The organism is Rhodococcus sp. 27YEA6, from assembly GCF_044908235.1.
GTDB classification, from domain to species: Bacteria; Actinomycetota; Actinomycetes; order Mycobacteriales; family Mycobacteriaceae; genus Rhodococcus_F; species Rhodococcus_F qingshengii.
Genome location: NZ_JBIYCY010000007.1, coordinates 48,899 through 65,549, shown reverse-complemented (window position 1 = coordinate 65,549; position 16,651 = coordinate 48,899). Strand labels below are relative to the sequence as shown.

Here is a 16,651-nt window from a genome sequence, read left to right as displayed (position 1 = left end):
TTGCACCCGAAAGCACAGTCGCAAAACCCCGTCTTGTACCCCGCCGGCACATCTCTCAAACGTATCCAGAGATGTTTCACCGAAACAGTTTTCGACCTGCACGGCTGCTGGCGGTCGCGCGGCGGCCCCCGTCCGAAATGTGGTTATCTGTTGAGAACCGGGACGAAAGAAGACCCGACCGTACCAGGGTGAGGAAAGGATCGTCACTGTGCCAATCGACCAGGTTCTTGTCGTAGTTCCCGCCCACAACGAAGCCGAAGACCTCCCCAATTGCCTTCGTGCACTCGCAACAGCGGCGTCTGCTTGCGTTGTCCCCGTCCGAGTGGTTGCCGTCCTCGACAACTGTTCGGACGGAACCGCGGGGGTCATCCCCGACGGGGTGGAAGTACTCCGCGTCGAGCATCAGAACGTCGGCCGTTCGCGAGCGACGGGTTTCTCTGCGTTCGGCTCGGATTTGGGGGCCTCAGCGTGGTTCGCCACGACCGATGCCGATTCGGTGGTCGGCCCCACCTGGATTGCGCGCCAATTGGAGTATGCGCGTACTGCGGACGTCGTCGCGGGCACCGTTCGCATCGCGGACTGGGAAGGCCATCCGCACTCCGTTCGCGAACGGTACGAACGTATGTACCACGCACATCCCTATGGTCGACACGGTCACGTCCACGGTGCCAACCTCGGTGTCCGCGCCGATATGTACTGGGACGTCGGAGGATTCTGCGATCTCGAAGAAGACGAGGATGTCGATCTCGTCCGGCGGTTGAGCGAGGCCGGTGCCTGTATCGCGTGGGCAGAGGACATTGCGGTCACCACGTCTGCGCGTCTCGACGGCCGAACTCCGGGCGGCTTTGCCGGACATATCCGTAACCTGGGTGGTACGACCGCCGATAACGAAGAAGCGGAGCTGGCACGATGAAACGACTACACACACTCCTGGACGCAGGTGGACTGTACTTGCCGCTGCCCGGCGGCGGCGCGACGGCCGCACGGTGGACCTCCCTGGCAGAGCTCACACGGGAGAATGTGGTTCTCGGCCGGATGGCTGAGGCTCACACCGATGCCGTCGCGATACTCACCGAACTCGACGGACCGGATCCCGAACCCGGGCAGCTGTGGGGAGTGTGGGCGGCCGAGCCACCCGAACCTGTGGTCAATGCGTCTGAGCACGTGGGGATCTGGACGCTCACCGGTCGCAAGTTGTGGTGTTCCGGCGCCAACACCTGCACGCATGCACTGATCACCGCCTTGGTCGACGGTGTCCCCTCCCTCTTCGCGGTCGAGCTCGGACTACCTGGGGTGCATCCCGTTCCCGATTCGTGGAAGGCCGTCGGTATGGCCGAAAGCGACTCCAGCGCGGTCGACTTCGACATGGTTCCGGCCATACCGGTCGGGACGGCAGGCGACTATCTGAGCCGCCCGGGGTTCTGGCACGGCGCGATCGGCGTGGCTGCATGCTGGTACGGCGGCGCCTGCGGCGTCGCTGATCCGTTGTACGACAAGGCTGCAAGCAGCGAAGACCCCTACGTACTCGCACACCTCGGTGCGGTCGATGCAGCGCTCGCCGCAGCGCGCAACGCGCTCGCAGTCGCGGCGGCCGAGATCGATGCGGATCCCTTCGACGAAAATGCTGAGGCCATGCAGCGGGCACTCCGTGTGCGCGCAATTGTCGAGCGCGCCGCTACCGAGACCCTGGATCGGGTGGGACGCGCTCTCGGCGCCGCACCGCTCTGCATGGACGCCGCGCACGCGGCACGGGTAGCCGATCTCACCGTCTACTTGCGGCAGAGTCACGCCGAGAAGGATCTCGCCGAGCTGGGCCGGATTGCAGCCAAGGGGAAACGGCCGTGGTGAACTCGAAACTGTTCGCGCAGAAACCTGTCGACGACGGCGGTACTCCCGAATCGACATGGCGGGAGTGGGGAAGAAGTTTTCCGGAACTGGATCTCACCGGATGCTCACGATTGATCATCGTCGCTCCCCATCCCGACGACGAAATACTCGGTCTGGGCGGAACCGCTCTTCTGGCAATACTTTCCGGCATCAGTGTTCAGGTCGTATCTGTCACCGACGGCGGAGCTTCGCATCCCGATTCACCGACCGTGACTCAGCCCGAGATGGAACGCCGTCGACGGTCCGAGTCGGATCGGGCAGCGCGTGTCCTCGGAATTCCCACACCGGTTAGATTGAGCATCCCGGACGGAAAGATCGGCGAGAACCGACAGGAGTTGACCGACCGCCTCAGCTCGATTCTCGGTGATTCCTCGGCGGATACCTGGTGCGCCTCCACGTGGCGCGGGGACGGCCACCCGGACCACGAAGCCACCGGAGACGCGGCGGCGAGGGCGTGCGCGGACACTGGATCGCGATTGATCGAGTATCCCATCTGGGCGTGGCATTGGGCCGCGCCGGATCATGCGGCAGTCCCGTGGGAAAGAGCACGAAAGGTGACCTTGCCCTCCGACGTTCAGGCTGCGAAATCTGCTGCCACCAATGAGTTCACTTCACAGATCGCTCCGCTTTCCGATCATCCCGCGGATGCACCCATCCTCCCCCGCCACGCGATGGAACGATTACTGAGGCCGTACGAGACGGTGTTCGTATGAGCGATCGTGAACTCCCCGCGGATTACTTCGCCAAGATGTATGCCGCACAGTCCGACCCATGGGATTTCGAATCCCGCTGGTACGAGCAGCGGAAGTACGCACTCAGTGTCGCTATGCTCCCGAAACCTCGATACCGTCGCGCATTCGAACCGGGGTGCTCGATCGGGGTTCTCACCGAGAAGTTGTCCGAGCGCTGCGACAGCGTTCTCGCCACCGACATCGTCCCGACCGCACTCGAGAGCGCTCGAGCGAGGCTTACCGGACATGACTCCGAATTTCGGCTCTGGGCCTTGGGTGACGACTGGTCCGAAGAAACCTTCGACCTCGTCGTCATCAGCGAAGTCGGCTACTACCTGACCTTCGAAAAGCTCATCGAGGCAATGCTGCAGGTCGTCGAGCATCTCGAGCCTGGCGGAACGCTGCTGTGCGCCCATTGGCGTCACGTCGTGCCGGAGTATCCGCAAAACGGTGACGCTGTTCATTCGGCTGTGCGCCAGACGCCGGGGTTGGCGCAGTTCGCGTCGTACCAGGACGAGGACGTGCTGATCGATGTCTTCGTGAAGGGTCCGCCGTCACCACCGTCGGTAGCTCGTTCCGAAGGTCTGATCTAGTAGACCTGTGCGCGGTTGAGGAGTGTGGGGGCTCCTCAACCGCGCACGGGGGTCAGTCTCGCTGCTCCAACGCGAGGTCCGTATCCGACTGCAGTTCACCGACTTCGGACTTCAGGATCCGCATCGACCTGCCGAGGCCCCGGGCCGCGTCGGGCAGCTTCTTCGAACCGAACAGCACCACGAGCACTACTGCGACGATCGCCCAGTGAGTCGGGCTGAGCGCGCCCATCAGGCGGGTTCCTTGCCGTCGGGGTACACCGCATCGACCTCTACCTCGACGAGCCAACCGGCAACGGGCAGTCCGGCAACCTCGAGGGCGAATCGGGTGGGCCGGGCGCTGTTTCGCTCGATCGGAGCGATCGGCTCGGCCGTGCCCATCGGAACCAACTCGGTGTCACCCGTGTCGAGATTGGTGTTGGCGAAGAACTGCCGGTACGCGCGATTCCATCCTGTGTAGTCGGCCTTGTCCGATCCCGGCGCGTTGTCGAGGAAGACGCGCATCGTCACGACGTCTTCGAGACTCAATCCCTGAGCTTCGAGGTTGTCGCGGATCTTCTTGAGTACATTGATGCCCTGCGCCTCGGTGACGGTGACACCGGTCGGCAGAACACCGCCGGAGAACTGACCGTCGATGTACGACTCCGGCGAACCTTCCGGCGCCGCCTTGTTTCCTGCCGACGGACCGATGCCGCTGGTCTTGTAGATTGCGGTGTCGCCGCCGATCGCGACGCCCTGAGCGATCATCGGGTTTGCCTGCCCCGCTTCGAGAATCGATTTCGAGACGAACGAACTCGATGTGGTCTCGGCGTCCGCCTCGTCAGACGAGCAGGCAGTGGCGAAGCCCAGTAGCGTGGTGGCGGCGAATGCCGCTGCAAGGACCTTGGTGCTGCGAGATTTCATGATTAGACCTCCAGAAAAAGTGATGGGAAACGAAGCACGTCAGGCAGTTTGCGCAACACGCTGATGCAGGTGGGTCACGACGTCCTGCGCGGACGTGAAGGCCCCGTGCTGCCAGGCGATGGCGTTGGAGAGGTGATCGCCGGCGAAGTAGATCCGGTCGACGGGTTCGAGCAGCTTGGTGTACTCGGGAGTTGCCATGCCGCCGTGGGAATCTCCCGCGCCGGCCCATGATGCCCAGGCGGATTCCGAATACTTGGTGCGACGCCAGCTTCCGGAGAAGGACGACGAGATGTCGCGAGTGTATTTGTCGCCGTGGATTTCTGCGCCTTCGGCGATGGCCTTTGCCAGCCGCTGACGGTGGGTGAGCGATTCGAAAGCCTGTTGACGCTTACCCGAGCTGTAGTACGCGACGACGACGCCGCGGTCGGAGTTGTAGTGATCGTAGGGGAACATGATCTGGGAGATGTCGCGGTCGGTGTTGGACGCGCCACCGTAGATGCGGTCCTCGGTCTCCCACCACCGACGCGAGTATTCGATACCGAGCTTGCCCGACGACGACGGCTTGGCTGCATCCAACGCGAGCAGGATGTCGGAGGGCAGATTGTTGTTCAGCCGCTTGATCAAGTGCGGCGGGATCGTGCAGATTGCGTAGTCGGCGGTGATCGACTTGGATTTGCCGTCGACGACGTAGTCGACGGTGACGCCTTCCGGCACGTTCTTCATGCCGCTGACCTCGGCGCCGAACTCGATGTTGTCCATCCCGATCGCGTCCTGGAACTTGTAGTAGATCCGGTCCATGCCACCGACGGGGGTCATCATCGTCATGGCCTGGTCGTAACCGAACTCGAAGGAGAATGCACGCCCGATGCCGCCCTGGATGACATCGCTCATCCCGAATGGTTCGATCTCGGTTCCGAAGTTGAGGCCGGCGCCCGGCTCCGCGGAGTGCCCTCGACGCGAGGATCCGACATAGCGGCCGTCGCTGGAGAGATCGCCGAAGTCGGTGAGGAAGGACGAGAGTGCTTCTTTGTCGTCCTTGCTCAAGACCTGGTCGAGAGCGCCCTGATTGGTGGCCTTCTGCAGCAGCTCGGACATGTATCCGTAGGTGTCGGCTTTGGCTGCTCGGTAGGTGATCGACTGATTCGCCAGCGGCTTGTTGCCGGTGTAGTTGACGAAGGTGTTCGCATTCTGGTTTCCGAACATCTGCAGTTCGACGCCCAGTTCGCGGCAGTAGTCGATGGTGTTGTGATTTTGCGGAATACGCGTCGCACCGAGGTTGTAGAAGTGCCCCTCGGAGAACGAACAGGTCTGTGTCTCACCGTTCAGGTCGGTTTCTTCGGTGCCGTTGCGGATCGACCACACCCGACCACCCGGGCGGTTGCGTGCTTCGAGGACGGTGACCTTGTATCCGGCCTTCTGCAGTTCGTAGGCAGAGCACAGCCCGGACGGTCCGCCGCCGAGGATCACGACGGAGTGATTTCCCTTGACCTTTCCGATCAGGTCACCCGCAGCAGGTGCCTGAAATCGCCTCGGCGTCGACGCCACTGCCGGCGCCAGGCCGATGGACGACATAGCACCGAGTGCCAGGCCGGCGCCGCCGGTGATTCCCAGGCTGCGCATGAAAGATCTACGTGTGTATGGCATTCGAGCTCCCCAGTGTGCTCCCGGTGACCCGGGTGGTTGGTGTTGAACACAGACTTCAGGAGCGTTGGGTCCGGAACTTGACGCGCAGGAAACAGTCGGTGGGGACCGAGTGAGAAACGTGCGAGCGTTCGCATCTTGCTCTCTCACCCGAGTGCGATCAGCGGAAGCATGCCCGCAATATCGGCGTTACAGAACCGGACTAGCGTGACGCGACATGTCCGCTCTCACCGAAGCCATCGCGCGGTCCTTCACCACGCGCGAGAAGCAGCCCCCGGCGCGATCACCGCTGCGGGCGTTGGGCCGTCGGCAACTCTCGGGCGCCGAAGTGCTGGCCCAGTCGGTGGCAACCACTGCCCCTGCTGTGTCGATGGTCGTTCTGCCCGTCACCATGCTGACACACGGCCGATTGTTGAGCGGGATGATCACCATCATCGCGGCCACCGTGCTGGTGACGCTCATAGCCTTCTGCGTTTCGCAGTTCACTCGCCGAATGGCTGCGTCGGGCGGATTGCACAGCTTCGTCTTTCGTGGCCTGGGCACCCGGGCAGCATTGACCACCGGCATCGCCATGCTGGTCAAGTACGTCGGCAGCGCGGTGATGACGCTCTATCACGGCGGACAGGCCGCAATCGCATTGCTCGGCTTCGCGGGTGTGCACGTGGACAAGACTTTTCACGTCATCGCGCTCTATCTGGGGATAGCCTTGCTGATTCTCGGCGCTCTCGTGCGAAGTGTCAGATTTGCCGCGCTCGCGATCCTCGTCGTCGAAAGCTGTTCACTTCTGTTCATCGTCGGGCTCATGATCCTGGGCGGTTCCGGAAGTCAACAAGCACAGATCGTTCCACCCACCTCCGGCCACGGGTTGTTACTCACCGCCCTGGCTGCCGTGTTCGCTCTCGCCGGATTCGAGAGCGCGGCCTTCTTCGGCCCCGAGGCCCGTCGTCCGCTGGTAACCGTCACCCGCACAGTCCTTCTCACTCCGATCATCTGTGGATCGCTCTTCATCTTCGCGGGCTGGGCCGCTTGGTCCGGGCGCAGTGACACCCTCGTCAACGCCTATCTCCACGGAACGGCGACGGGCGTGAGCCCCGGTGTCGTGATCGCGCTCAACGTCGGTCTGGGGTGCTCGTGGCTGGCGTCCTCGATGGCGTCGTCCAATGCTGCGTCACGCCTGGTCTATTCGTTCGGTGTCGAGCGCCTACTCCCCCGCCGGTTCGCCTCGGTTCACAGTGCCTTCCGTACGCCCTACTTCGCATTGACTACCGTGGTCTGCACCGTCCTGCTGGGCGGCGGAACCTTTGCCGTTCTCGGGCGCGGAGAAATCTTCGACGACGTTCGACTGACTGTTCGCGGCGCCGTCATCGTGGCCTATGCACTGACGGCTATCGCATCCGTTGTCTTCCTGACACGGATCGGCGAGCACACTCCCGGCGTTCTCGCGGCCGCGTCGTGTGGCAGTGGTGCCGGAGCGATAGTCCTCGGTTACCTGGTTTATGCCAACACGATCGACCACGCGTACGTTGCACCGATCGCCGTACTCGTGATCCTGACTTCGGGCACACTCTGGCAGTTCTACCTGCGACGCCGAAGCCCCAAAAGTCTGCTGCACGTCGGAGCTTTCGACAGTCCCGAAACCGAGGACGTACTACCAGGAGCTGGGGTGTTCGCCACCGACGCAGCCGGAAACATCGTGCTGGTGGGCGAGCCGACTGCCGGCGCCCGCTGATGGTGGGCCGACCACGCGACCTCGGTGGGCACGAACCCCGAGCGGTTCAGCGCGCCCTTGCCCTCCTCGAGTCGGCGGCCAGGCTCGGATCGGGAGCCACCGCCAAGGACATTGCCGCCCTGGCCGACATCCCACCTGCCACTGCCTATCGGTTACTCAACATCCTTGTCGCCGACGGTTACCTGGTTCGGATCGCCGACCTCTCCGGCTTCGCACTAGGCCGACGCACCCGTGAATTAGCCGGGGCTGCCGCCGAACCCACACCCATCGACAATTCGGTGCTCCTCGAAGAACTCCGCGAACAGCTACGGTTCGGCGTCTACCTCGCGTCGTTTGCAGAAAACAGAATTCGGCTCGTCGATCGCGATCCCGACCACGAACTCAGTGGCGAACGGACACTGGTCACAGCCGTTCACGCGTCGGCTATCGGGAAGCTGCTCCTCGCCAACCGACCCGAATTGGCCGAGGCCCCACTGCGAAAGGTCACCGCACACACCATCACCGACGGCGACGCGTTGGAACTCGAGCTCTCGCGGATCCGGCGCGGTGAGGCCGCCCGTGAGGTCGACGAGATTCGTGTCGGACGCTCCGCCGTCGCCGTCCCGATCCACGACGCGGAAAGGTGTGTCGTCGGTGCCTTGGCTGCGATAGGTCCGACCGGCAGACTTTCCGTCGACGACGCAGACCTGGTGGCACTGCTGCGGGAGTACGCGGAACGCATCGTTGCACCGACGATGTCGAAGGCAAGCTGAAAGTCAGAGGCCGAACACACGTTTGGCAAAGCCGAGATGCTCGTCGGCCCAGCCGATGACGCCGAGCGTGGAATCGAGATTCTGCGGCGGAGTGCGCACCAAGGTGTCGCGTCGGACGAGTCGGTCGAAATCGATCTGAGCGCGGTCGAACTGGACCCCTGCCGTGACCATGATGTTCGCCAGTTCTTGCGCCATCACCCCGTACGCGACTGTCGTGGGATGAACGCCGTCGAGCGAGAAGAGGCCGCCCGAAGCGCGGCCGCCGCGACCGTCGGCGGAGAGGAACAGCGAGTCCGGCACGGGTTGCAAGTCGGTCAGCGCCTTGGGAAGGGGGTACGGCGTCCACCATGACGGCCGCGCATTGACGTCGGTGACGTAGCGCCGTGAGGCCACGCGCTCGAGCAACCCGGCAATATCGCAGAGGTACCAGTCCTTCCCCACCCGACGGGCATTCGCGACGGCTTGCTCGATTCCGTCGTTGTACATGTCGATTGCGGTGTCGACGGCCCACGCCTGCGCGCCGGTGATGTGCTGATCGCGTTGTGGGTCGAAGTCGGTGTCGCGCACCCACGGTCGTGCGTAGTACGGGAAGTAGCGGGATCCGATTTCGATCTTCCCCCCGAGCCCGTGGGCGATCGGTGCGATGGTCACGTGTGGGACGGTGCAGAGGATGACGTGCTGGGCGTTGATCTTGCGGATCGCGGCCAGCACCTCGGCGTACTCCGACGCGAAGTGCTCAGGCCGCCACACCGTGTAGTCGCGCTTGCCGCCCGGATCACGGAAGTTGTTGCCGCTCCACTCGACTCGAAGTTCGGTGACGGTGCGGAGCGCGTTGTTGGCACCGAGGAAGACGATCAGAGTTTCGATGCCTTCCTTGCCCAACTCCGCTGCTGCGTCGAACGCGGTCATACGCTTCTCGGCGTCGGAGCCTCGCGGCAGAACTCGCAGTGCGGCGCGCTCGCCGTTGTTCTCGACGATCTGGCTGATCAAATCGTCGTGCGGTTGGTGAAGAGCATCCTCGCAGCCCTGCGCCGTCTTGGTCAGAGCGTCACGAAGATCCCACCCGTACACCGAGAGGTTGTGGTTGATTGTCGAGAATGTCGGCGCTTCGCTGCCCGGTCCGCGTTCCCAATAGTCCTCTACCTGATCCATGAACGCGCGCGCAGCAAAGAGTGCGAGCGGCACCTCCCAGAGGTCGAGCCGTGGGCCGAAGCGCTCCTCGAGGGTGCGGAGCAACAGTTCGATGTTGAGCGGAAGCCCGCCCGGGCCGCCGTAACGGGGAAAGCGGAACTGGTCGAGCCGGCCCAGCTGGTAAGCAATGATCGCCGGATACGACAGATCGGTATTGAAGATCGCCCCGCTCTGGAATCCCTGAGACAGCGAATCGCCGATGACCACCAACCGGTGGGGAGCATCTCCCCCTGGCGGAACTACCGGAATCCCCACTGTGGGATCGAACTGCGGAACCCTTGGTCCGCCGGCGGCCGCGGCCACGACGTCGTCGGGAGTATCGGATGGAAGTTCCATGCCCACTCACCTCCGGAAAAGTCCAGCTGGTCAGCTTATCAGTGGTGGCTTACGCCGATCGGCATTGTCCTGCTCCGATTGCTTCTCGATCGACCTGACAACCTCGTCGGCCCACTGTTGATTTCGCCCGTCGAATTCCGCGCGGTCCCGACGCGCGATACCCCGCCCCACCAGGATGGCAATCGGAATGGAACACACGACCCATACGAGTAGTACGCCTCCGACAATCCACCACATAACCAGTAATTGTGCCCGATTCGACGACTGTTGTGCTCCAGGTCGAAACATCTGTCCGAATCGTGGCGGTCAATCCAGGTGAGCGCGCAGGTCAGAAACGATCTGCGTCGACAGTTTCACGGGCTTTGCGAACCTGATTCCAACCACGAGCGGCGATGCCGAAGGCAACAAGCGACATCAGATCCGAGACCGTCAGACCGTGTTCTCTGTTCAACGACCACAAGACCTGACCTTCCAGCGGTCCATTGAAGAACAGCCACGCCACCCCTGCACAGACGGTCACAACAACACTGGCTTTGGACGGCTTCATCAAACACACGGTGCTGGTCACGAACAACAAGTTCATGAAAACCAGACCGTAGAAAATTCCGATCATGCGACTCCCCCCGAAGTTCGTTCGTTCAGCCGCGGTTGAAGTTCAGGTACGCCTTCGACGGTGTCGGGCCGCGCTGGCCCTGGTATTTGGATCCGGCCTCGGAGCTTCCGTAGGGGAACTCTGCAGCGCTCGAGAGCTTGAGCAGGCAGAGCTGTCCGATCTTCATTCCCGGCCAGAGCGTGATCGGCAGGTTTGCGACGTTGGACAGCTCCAGTGTGATGTGGCCGCTGAAACCCGGGTCGATGAAACCGGCGGTGGAGTGCGTCAAAAGGCCCAGGCGCCCGAGGCTCGACTTACCTTCGAGGCGCCCGGCCAGGTCGTTCGGCAGCGAGCACACTTCGAGAGTCGAACCGAGAACGAACTCGCCGGGATGCAGTACAAACGGCTCGCCCTCTGCCGGTTCGACCAGGCTGGTCAGCTCGTCCTGGCGCAGTGCCGGGTCGATGTGCGTGTACCGCGTATTGTTGAACACCCGAAACAGACCGTCCAGTCGGACGTCGACGCTCGACGGTTGCACCATGGAGTCGTCGAAAGGGTCGATACCCAGACGTCCAACGGAGATTTCGGCACGGATGTCACGATCGGAGAGCAGCACAGGTAGAGGTTACCGGTTCTGCGGGCAGTGCCGACCCATCGCCGGGGCGATCACACTGTGGTTACCGAACACGATGCGCGGGTTCTGGACTCCCACGGCAGAGCCCAGCCCCACCTGTCTCAAGTTCTCCATGCCGAAAGGCTTTCCCGCGCAGAACTTGTGGGCAAATCATTTACCGATGGCGCCGACTTCCACACGCCTGTGTTGATCAATGACGGCCGGGGACACCGCTGCTTGAAAGCTCGTCTGATAATGTTCGGAAAGCACGTTGATCGGCGGTGAAAACACGTCCGGTCGGCTGCGACGCCGATGTAGTTCAATGGTAGAACATCAGCTTCCCAAGCTGAATACGCGGGTTCGATTCCCGTCATCGGCTCCACAGATTCTCCGCAGTTCAGAGCCCTTTTGGGGCAGTCGAACTTCGCTTGTTTGGGTCCCAAATCCTGTGACAGGTACACGGCAGGTACACAACCCCCTCCATTCAGTGATCAGTCAATGTGAATCCAACGAAAATGGGGGTGCTAGAGGACCGCGTCTCGGAATTCTGCAGTTCATCGATGCCGTCCGACTGGTCGTGCCCCGGCCTGAATCGGTGTCCATTGCGCGCACTGTCAGGAGAGTGCTGTCGACCTCGAAGCCGATGGTCGCCGGTACCTCGGTTCGTTTGCCTTCCATCAGTGATTCGAGCGCGACTACCAACAAATGGGTTTGGAAACTGTCTCCGCTCGGACTCCGCACAGCTTGTCAGTTGAATATTGCAAAAACGATCTGCCGTAGCGCACCCATACGCCGAGGACCACAACTCACGCACGAATGCAGGTCTTCTCACAATCACAACTGTGAAAGGACCCAAGTGCGTCAAAAAATCACCTTCGAAAAGCATCAAGTACGTATTCTTCCTCAGTACCGGACAGCCCTGACCGTAAGTCCCAACGCACGCCATCGGTCTGCACATTAAAACCCTCACCAACCTACATCTTGTGCCTGCTCGGATCATCCGTGGATCAACTCATACACTCCGAATCCGGAGAGCCGGATAAAGCTCGAAGAAATACCCCAGTTTCGAGGACTGTCACATTAGCGTCGCGCTACCTTCCCGAAGATCTTTAGAAACCGGCAGATTGGCCCCAATTCGATAGAAGGCCGTAAGTGTCCAGAGTCGAAACCTCATTCCCCGCAAGCATCGCAGCGTCTTCCCTGGTTATGACGTTCGGAACTACGGCTTCTCACGCAACTGCCAAACCGGGCAACTTTGGCGCAGGTGCTTCTGGTGGATCTTGGTTGGTGGACTACAACTCCTCGAATGGCCTCGGATATATCAGGACAGTCACCTCATTCGGTCCAGGCTCGCCGCTTACATTGCAGGTCTCAATCTCGATAGCAGGACATCTGCCCTGTATGCAGTAGCGAATACTGCCGGGCCCTAGACGGAGCGAGGAGGTGAATTCAAATGGATAACGTCCTCTTTGCTATCGTCAACGTGATCGTGGCGATGGCGAACGGTTCCACGATCCCCTTCTCATTAGAAGGCGCAGGGCCACTAACCGCTCCCGACTTGTAGAGAAGATCGGCCGACCGCATGTGGATGACATTTTCAGCTCTGCCTGAAACCTGCATATCAGAAGATGCGTGGATCGTGCGGTGGTCACAAACATAAGCTCCCCTTCCTGGCCAGGAAGGGGAGCTTATGTTTGACAGGTCCCAAATAGTCGGTCGAGGCCGCCCCGAATAGGATCAGCAACCGAATGTCACAGCGCCGACTGGTTTGATCACGCGAGTGTGCACCGTGAGCAGAATTCACACAGAGGTCGATTAATGTGCATCTGCTGAATCAGCCTTCTCAGCTCCGTTTGATCGAATACGTCTGCTGGCTCGAGTGCCCTTGCTACGGGGAGGCAAGCTACCGATCTCGGACGCGGGCGCTGTCTCTTGATGTTGATGTTGACCACGATGGACCTGTACCTAGTTGGCACTGACCAATTTAGGTCGTCGAACAGGTAGCCCGTGGAAGCGCTTCACTCTTCGGCGTGATCACGAGCGGCCGCTATGTGGTGAGGATCGGTCGGTCTCCTCTTGAAATGTAGTCGGCAAATCGTTCAATTCCTGCTTGTGAGAAGCTTCCTCGACCTGCGCGTCTAAGTGCGGCTTCGACGAATGGGAGCGGTTTCCTGCGGTATGTGCGGTAGATGCTGTCGAGTACTGGTTGCAGTGCCCGGCGTGCGAGGTCTGCTGTTTCCGGGTCTGAACCCCCGAATTTCACTGTCACATTCGGCATAGATACCCCTGCTGGTCGAGTGTCCGATTCCCTGGCCGGAAGCGTACGTATCGGGATTGCAAATCAGTACAGAAACACCAAAACGGGGCGCTAAGTCCCTACTTGCGGTGGATACGACTCCGTCTTTGGGTTGACGAAAAGGGGCCCGACCGCCGCGTGCGGTCCAGCTTCCGTTCTACGACTACGGGTTACGCCCCGAAGCCGAGGCTGGTGGTTTCGCCTGCTTCACGGGTGGGTGGCGAACTGCCGATGCTGACGGGTGTTTGCGTCAACACATAGCGAACTCTCCATCGACAACGTCCATGCAGAATGACCCCCGCGACATAGTTGCCGCCTTCGACGAGGTGGCCGAATTCATTGAGGCGATAACTACCGGCCACCCGAAGGTGCCCCGTCCCGTGGTCGACCACCTAGATCGGCGGTTCCATGGTTCCGAAGAAGCTCAATGCCTGTGCGCAACGCCCCGGGATCTGGAAGTCGTAGCCGGTCTGCATCCAAGCTGTTCCATCAGCCTCTGCGATGAATGTCCCGATAGGCAGCGCTCGGAGACCCAAGTCATCGGTGCCAGATTCCGCGATCTCATTGCCAACATGCGCCACGACGTTCTATGGTTCATTACATGAGTAATGAACCAGTGAACATCGGGCATCGATCATCGTGATCGACGACGGACGACCACTGTTCCAGCAGATCGCCGAGCAGATCGAAGGCTCGATCATCGACGGCTCCCTGCCGGAAGACGGGCAGGTGCCCTCAACCAACGAACTGGCGGCGTTCCACCGAATCAATCCGGCGACGGCAGCCAAGGGCCTCAATCAGCTCGTAGGCGAGGGGATCCTCTACAAGAAACGGGGAATCGGAATGTTCGTCACGGTCGGTGCCCGCGACGCACTCAGGTTCAGACGCCGAGAAGCGTTCGCGCGCCAGTACATCGAGCCGCTGGTCGCGGAGGCCGACCGGCTCCAGATTTCCCTCGGCGAACTCAAATCCATGCTGGACGACAGGAAGGCGGACCGATGAACGCAAGCACGACAACGACCGAGCCCCGAGTCAGGCGTTTCGACGAAACTGAACTTGTCGCCTCGATGCGCTCCGTGGACAGAAAGTACGGGGATGTCGACGCGCTCGCGGACGTCTCGTTCGAGATCAGCCGCAACAAGATCTACGGCCTACTCGGCCGTAACGGCGCAGGCAAGACGACGATCATGCAGATACTGACCGGGCAGGACCTGCACACCAGCGGCGACGTCGAAGTTTTCGGGGCCGCCCCTTTCGAGAATGCCGACGTCCTGGCGAACGTGTGCTTCGTCAAGGAAAGCCAGACGTACCCCGAAGACCTCAAGGTCAAGCACGTACTCGTCGCCGCCGGCCATCTACTCCCGAATTGGGACCACGCGTTCGCCGAGACACTGCTTGACGATTTCCAACTTCCCCTGTGCCGCAAGGTGAAGAAGCTCTCGCGCGGCATGCGGTCGGCGTTGGGAGTGATCATCGGACTTGCCTCCCGTGCACCGCTCACGCTTTTCGACGAGCCGTATCTCGGTCTCGATGCCGTTGCACGCCAACTGTTCTACGATCGCCTGCTTGCGGACTACGCCGAACATCCTCGCACTGTGGTGCTTTCGACTCACCTGATCGACGAGGTAGCCAATCTACTCGAGCACGTGATTGTCGTCGACGGCGGCCGGATTGTCGTCGACGCAGACGCGGATGCACTGCGTAGCCGCGCCGTGGTGGTATCCGGTCCCATTGATGCGGTGGATGCCGTTGCTGCGTCCGGCAGGGTCCTGCGCCGGGAGACACTGGGCGCCCACAGCCGAATCATGTTGCAGGCCGATGTGACAGAGACCGAGCGAAACCGACTGCGGGAGGCAGGAGTCCAAGTGGAACCGGCATCTTTGCAGGAACTTGTCATCGCGACTTCGACGCAGCGCAAGGAGATCACCGTATGAGTATCGCAACGACAGAGCCACGGACGGTCCCGAAGACGCCCGCTCGGTCCAGGATCGGTGCCGTCCTACAACTGCACACGGTCGCGTGGCCGTTGCTGATCGCCTGGCCGGTGGGCATCCTGTTGATCTCGTTCCTGATCAGCTTCACTATCTACGCGATCGTCGGGAACGAGGAGGGTGAGGGATTCACCGGCAGTGTGTTCTCGGTCTACGGTTTCGTGCTGGCGTTCTACCTCCAGTCGATGACGCAGACGTTCCCATTCGCGCTCGGACTGAGCGTGACTCGCCGCGAGTTCTTCACTGCCACCACGGTTATGGCGCTGGCACAGTCCGCAGTCTTCGCAATCGCGCTGCAACTGCTGTCCGTGCTGGAGTCCGCCACCAACGGCTGGGGTGTGCACATGCGCATGTTCGGCATCGCACGCTATTTCACCGACAACACCGCCGTACAGTTGCTCGCACTGTTCGCGACGCTGCTGCTGACCAGTTCGATCGCAATGCTGGCAGGTGCTATCTACCAGCGGTGGAGGATCACCGGTCTACTCGCCTCCCTCACCGGGCTTTTCGGCTTGCTCGGCTTGTCAGCGATCGCGATCACCTGGGCTGGGTGGTGGCCGGCGATCGGTTCGTGGTTTGTCGATACTCCCCGAGTGGTACCGATGGCACTACTCCCTCTGGCCCTTGCCATCGCGTGCATCGCCGGAGCCTGGGCGACGTTGCGTCGAGCAACGCCGTGACCGCGCAATCATGTGCGACGCCACATGTCGCGTCGTCTCGAAGTGCTCGTCGGATCAAACCCGTCTAGACAGCTCGTCCCCCTCCCTGAGTCAGGAAAGGGGGACGAACGTCGCAACAGGGTGCTATCTCGTCCCCGATTTGGTCCGCTCTACTGCCGAGCCACCCGCTCGACAAAACTCGAAGCCCGCAGCACCAGTTCATCTTTCCGGTTCTGGCGCGCAGCGGCGGCATCGTAGCCGGCATACGGGAGCGGGGGGTCGTTACGAACATTGGACGAGCACTGGAAGTCTCGGCAGATCAGTGTTCCGACCGTGCTGCCACGTCGACCGGCGGGCCCGGCCAACTTGGCGCCGTAGAAGACGACCTCGTTGGGGAGTCGCGTGTCGCGGCACCAGGAGCACTGGGCGCGCGATCGCGGAGTGGCCTCGGCTTGAACGAGCAAGACTCCGATGGTCTCCCCGTCGAGTGTCGGGACGATCGCGTAGGCGCGTCGGCCCATTTTCGGATCTCGCCAGCCCAGGTAGTCGAGAGCGTCGAAGTCGATGGTGCCGAAGCCGTCCGGCAGGGTGAGATCGGACTTCTCCTTACGACTCGCGTTGACGAGGCTGGAACGAATAGATGTATCGGTCAAAATGATCATGGGTGTATACCAATCGTGGCTCGGTGAAGGTGGGTACAGCTCATGGCCCGATCAGCACCAAGTGCTGTCGGGTCCGAA

At 61.5% G+C, this 16,651-nt stretch carries 17 protein-coding genes and 1 tRNA gene; 10 read left to right on the top strand and 8 right to left on the bottom strand.

What is annotated here, in order from left to right; all coding sequences use genetic code 11:
* Positions 1-208: 208 nt before the first annotated feature.
* From ABH939_RS19150 to ABH939_RS19135, 4 genes are read left to right on the top strand one after another with little or no spacing between them, the layout of a single operon-like run.
* The gene (locus ABH939_RS19150; RefSeq protein ID WP_042452319.1) at positions 209-913 is read left to right on the top strand and encodes a glycosyltransferase family 2 protein; all 705 of its coding nucleotides are present in this window, start codon (positions 209-211) and stop codon (positions 911-913) included.
* On the top strand, positions 910-1,848 hold the full coding sequence (locus ABH939_RS19145; RefSeq protein WP_208689803.1) for an acyl-CoA dehydrogenase: 939 nt from the start codon (positions 910-912) through the stop codon (positions 1,846-1,848). Before ABH939_RS19150 ends, ABH939_RS19145 begins: the two co-directional genes overlap by 4 nt.
* Positions 1,842-2,600 carry a PIG-L deacetylase family protein gene (locus tag ABH939_RS19140; protein WP_003943643.1) on the top strand — a complete coding sequence of 253 codons (759 nt, stop codon included), beginning with the start codon at positions 1,842-1,844 and terminating at the stop codon, positions 2,598-2,600. Before ABH939_RS19145 ends, ABH939_RS19140 begins: the two co-directional genes overlap by 7 nt.
* Positions 2,597-3,211: a class I SAM-dependent methyltransferase gene (locus ABH939_RS19135; protein ID WP_261257982.1), complete on the top strand. Its 615-nt coding sequence runs from the start codon at positions 2,597-2,599 to the stop codon at positions 3,209-3,211. The genes ABH939_RS19140 and ABH939_RS19135 overlap by 4 nt, the downstream gene beginning before the upstream one ends.
* 52 nt (positions 3,212-3,263) lie before the next feature.
* Here the strand turns inward: ABH939_RS19135 and tatA are convergent, their stop codons facing one another.
* From tatA to ABH939_RS19120, 3 genes are read right to left on the bottom strand one after another with little or no spacing between them, the layout of a single operon-like run.
* Entirely contained in the window at positions 3,264-3,440 is a 177-nt protein-coding gene (gene tatA, locus ABH939_RS19130; RefSeq protein ID WP_003943732.1) for a Sec-independent protein translocase subunit TatA, read from the bottom strand.
* Positions 3,440-4,111: a Rid family hydrolase gene (locus ABH939_RS19125; protein WP_007726540.1), complete on the bottom strand. Its 672-nt coding sequence runs from the start codon at positions 4,109-4,111 to the stop codon at positions 3,440-3,442. Before ABH939_RS19125 ends, tatA begins: the two co-directional genes overlap by 1 nt.
* A gap of 39 nt (positions 4,112-4,150) precedes the next feature.
* Complete coding sequence (locus ABH939_RS19120) at positions 4,151-5,731, bottom strand: FAD-dependent oxidoreductase (protein ID WP_333831568.1); 1,581 nt, start codon at positions 5,729-5,731, stop codon at positions 4,151-4,153.
* A gap of 238 nt (positions 5,732-5,969) precedes the next feature.
* Here ABH939_RS19120 and ABH939_RS19115 point away from each other — a divergent pair, with 238 nt between their 5' ends.
* Together ABH939_RS19115 and ABH939_RS19110 are read left to right on the top strand one after the other, a co-directional pair.
* Complete coding sequence (locus ABH939_RS19115) at positions 5,970-7,481, top strand: APC family permease (protein WP_042452324.1); 1,512 nt, start codon at positions 5,970-5,972, stop codon at positions 7,479-7,481.
* The gene (locus ABH939_RS19110) at positions 7,481-8,233 is read left to right on the top strand and encodes an IclR family transcriptional regulator (RefSeq protein ID WP_007726535.1); all 753 of its coding nucleotides are present in this window, start codon (positions 7,481-7,483) and stop codon (positions 8,231-8,233) included. Before ABH939_RS19115 ends, ABH939_RS19110 begins: the two co-directional genes overlap by 1 nt.
* A 3-nt stretch (positions 8,234-8,236) precedes the next feature.
* On the opposite strand, the gene ABH939_RS19105 is transcribed toward ABH939_RS19110, so the two are convergent.
* The 4 genes from ABH939_RS19105 to ABH939_RS19090 all read right to left on the bottom strand — a co-directional run bounded on the left by ABH939_RS19105 (position 8,237) and on the right by ABH939_RS19090 (position 11,100).
* Complete coding sequence (locus ABH939_RS19105; protein ID WP_047269032.1) at positions 8,237-9,760, bottom strand: hypothetical protein; 1,524 nt, start codon at positions 9,758-9,760, stop codon at positions 8,237-8,239.
* A gap of 328 nt (positions 9,761-10,088) precedes the next feature.
* Positions 10,089-10,373, bottom strand: coding sequence for a hypothetical protein (locus ABH939_RS19100; RefSeq protein WP_042452329.1), 285 nt, complete (start codon positions 10,371-10,373; stop codon positions 10,089-10,091).
* Positions 10,374-10,398: 25 nt separating this feature from the next.
* Complete coding sequence (gene dcd / locus ABH939_RS19095; RefSeq protein ID WP_003943702.1) at positions 10,399-10,968, bottom strand: dCTP deaminase; 570 nt, start codon at positions 10,966-10,968, stop codon at positions 10,399-10,401.
* A 9-nt stretch (positions 10,969-10,977) separates the two neighbouring features.
* Complete coding sequence (locus tag ABH939_RS19090; RefSeq protein ID WP_256261805.1) at positions 10,978-11,100, bottom strand: hypothetical protein; 123 nt, start codon at positions 11,098-11,100, stop codon at positions 10,978-10,980.
* Positions 11,101-11,273: 173 nt separating this feature from the next.
* Here ABH939_RS19090 and ABH939_RS19085 point away from each other — a divergent pair.
* From ABH939_RS19085 to ABH939_RS19070, 4 genes are all read left to right on the top strand, one after another.
* A tRNA-Gly gene (locus tag ABH939_RS19085) sits at positions 11,274-11,347 on the top strand.
* 2,553 nt (positions 11,348-13,900) lie between these two features.
* Positions 13,901-14,263, top strand: a complete 363-nt coding sequence (locus tag ABH939_RS19080) for a GntR family transcriptional regulator (protein ID WP_007726518.1) — start codon at positions 13,901-13,903, stop codon at positions 14,261-14,263.
* The gene (locus tag ABH939_RS19075; RefSeq protein ID WP_058227586.1) at positions 14,260-15,195 is read left to right on the top strand and encodes an ABC transporter ATP-binding protein; all 936 of its coding nucleotides are present in this window, start codon (positions 14,260-14,262) and stop codon (positions 15,193-15,195) included. Before ABH939_RS19080 ends, ABH939_RS19075 begins: the two co-directional genes overlap by 4 nt.
* Complete coding sequence (locus ABH939_RS19070; RefSeq protein ID WP_007726514.1) at positions 15,192-15,932, top strand: hypothetical protein; 741 nt, start codon at positions 15,192-15,194, stop codon at positions 15,930-15,932. Before ABH939_RS19075 ends, ABH939_RS19070 begins: the two co-directional genes overlap by 4 nt.
* A gap of 149 nt (positions 15,933-16,081) precedes the next feature.
* Here the strand turns inward: ABH939_RS19070 and ABH939_RS19065 are convergent, their stop codons facing one another.
* Positions 16,082-16,573: an FBP domain-containing protein gene (locus tag ABH939_RS19065; RefSeq protein ID WP_007726512.1), complete on the bottom strand. Its 492-nt coding sequence runs from the start codon at positions 16,571-16,573 to the stop codon at positions 16,082-16,084.
* Between the last annotated feature and the right edge of the window lie 78 nt (positions 16,574-16,651).